The organism is Nostoc sp. 'Peltigera membranacea cyanobiont' 232 (genome assembly GCF_002245985.1).
In the GTDB taxonomy this organism is placed as follows: Bacteria; Cyanobacteriota; Cyanobacteriia; order Cyanobacteriales; family Nostocaceae; genus Nostoc.
Window position 1 is genome coordinate 1 of sequence record NZ_NOLK01000351.1, and the last position, 2,142, is coordinate 2,142.

Consider the following 2,142-nt stretch of genomic DNA (forward strand, 5'->3'; position numbering starts at 1 on the left):
CCTCCTCTCTACGAGACGCTGTTCGCGAACGCAATGACAAGCTCAGGTGAGCGATCGCACAATCCTATTGGTAGATGACGAAACCAAGCGTTAGGTTGAATTTTAAGACTTGTGTGTACACCGTAGCTTTTTAAGGAGGTCGCCGCAGGCGGGGGGATCTTATCCGAACCGTATTGTGAGTCCTGTGGCATGAGAAGACTAATTTGATGCTGAGTATTGCTTTATTTAGCAACTCAGCACGGGCTAAATGTCCCGCTACCCCTAATAGCACTATTTCAGTATTTTTTTATTTTTTATCCTTGGAAACCTCCATTTCCATGTAGGCACTATATTTTAAAAGAAATTAAATTGCGAATTTCTATGGATATAATTGCCCATGAATTTCTGGAATTGAGTAATTTTCAACGCGCTTGGGAAAAGGTAGCAGAAAATCGAGGTTGTGCAGGTGTAGATAGAGAAACTATTGATAAATTTGCTAGCAATCAAACCATTAATATTTATCAATTGCGAAATTCTGTTAGCAATAGTACATACCAACCTCAGCCTTGCAAGCAGGTAATTATTCCAAAAAAAAATGGCAGTCGGCGAGAGTTAAAAATACCTACAGTGCGGGACATAATTGTTCAGCAAGCTCTATTAAATGTGCTTTATCCAATCATGGAGGCTAAATTTTCAGCTGCAAGTTTTGCTTATCGTCCTAATTTATCTTACCTGAATGCAGTAGAAAAAGTAGCTGACTGGCGAGATGATGGTTATTCTTGGGTTTTAGATGCAGATATTGTGAAATTTTTTGATAATATCGACCATCAAAGGTTATTAACACAAGTCAGGATACATATAGATAATCCGGGGATTTTATGTTTGATTAAATCCTGGGTATCAGTTGGAGTGTTAACTGAAGAGGGAGTGATATTACCCCAAAAGGGCATCCCGCAAGGTGCAGTAATTTCGCCGATGCTGGCCAATATTTATCTCCATGAATTTGATGAATTTATCACCGGAACAGATTTAAAACTTGTGCGCTATGCAGATGATTTTCTCATTTTAGCGTCCACTCAAGAGCGGATTTTACAAGCAAAATTAGAAATCATCAATCTTTTGGATTCTATGGGATTGATGATGAATGCCGAGAAAACCCAAATTACTAGTTTTAACCGGGGTTTTCGGTTTCTAGGTCATGGTTTTTTAGAAAATGCTATTTTTCCAATAGATGTTAATTCAGATAAGCTGAAATCTGGGATAGAGAAAAGTAAAAGTAAAAAAAAAGTCCCAACATTAGGCAAGAAGCACAAGCAAAGAATTCTGCAACCTTAGAAGTAGAGACGATATATATCCCAGAGACGCAATCTAATATCGCGTCTCTACATCAACCCTTTATTGCAGAAACAGAAGCTCAAGAATTATCTCCAGACAGCGACAACGAGGATATCACACCTTTTCAAAAAAATATCTGGAATCGAGAAATGGCAGCTATATATTTAATTGAACAAGGAACATCAATATATAAAGACTATCAGCGCTTTATTATTCATGTCTCGGAAAAACCTAAAATAGAAGTTCCCGTTCGAGAGGTTGAGCAGATTATCGTTTTTGGCAATATTCAATTATCAACCCATGTGATTAATGCTTGTCTTCAAGAAAAAATTGCTGTGCTATTTCTCAGTCAGTCTGGTCAATATCACGGTCATTTATGGAGTGAAGAATCTAGCAATTTAGATCGTCAATTAATGCAAATCGAAAGGCGGAGTGATGACTATTTTCAATTTAGTATATCTAAAGCGATTGTTTTAGGGAAGCTGATAAACTCTAAGCAATTATTAATGCGATTCAACCGCAAGCGAAAACTTGTAGAAGTTGAAAAAGCTATTTTCGGAATCAATCAAGATATTGACTCTTTAGAGTATGTAGATAACTTAGATTCATTGCGCGGTTATGAAGGAATCGCCGCAGCTAGATATTTTCCGGCTTTTGGCGAGTTGATTACCAATTCTGCTTTTAGTTTTTCTCAAAGATTCCGTCAACCACCAACCGATGCTGTCAACTCTTTATTGAGTTTTGGTTATACTCTTTTATTTAACAATGTTTTAAGTTTTATCATTGCAGAAGGGCTTTCTCCCTATTTGGCTAATTTTCACTATGGTG

At 37.2% G+C, this 2,142-nt stretch carries 2 protein-coding genes; both read left to right on the forward strand.

The window, feature by feature from the left end; genetic code table 11:
* The first annotated feature begins 360 nt into the window (after positions 1 to 360).
* Positions 361 to 1,314 (forward strand): reverse transcriptase domain-containing protein, encoded by a 954-nt coding sequence (locus CDG79_RS40205; RefSeq protein WP_094347009.1) that lies wholly within the window; start codon positions 361 to 363, stop codon positions 1,312 to 1,314.
* Between the two features lie 149 nt (positions 1,315 to 1,463).
* A partial coding sequence (gene cas1 / locus CDG79_RS40210; RefSeq protein WP_223278665.1) for a CRISPR-associated endonuclease Cas1 occupies positions 1,464 to 2,142 on the forward strand: 679 nt, incomplete at its 3' end.

What these genes read in the sequence shown, in the direction of transcription:
- CDG79_RS40205 (WP_094347009.1), top strand. Translation starts at nt 361, where the DNA reads ATGGATATAATTGCCCATGAATTTCTGGAATTGAGTAATTTTCAACGC.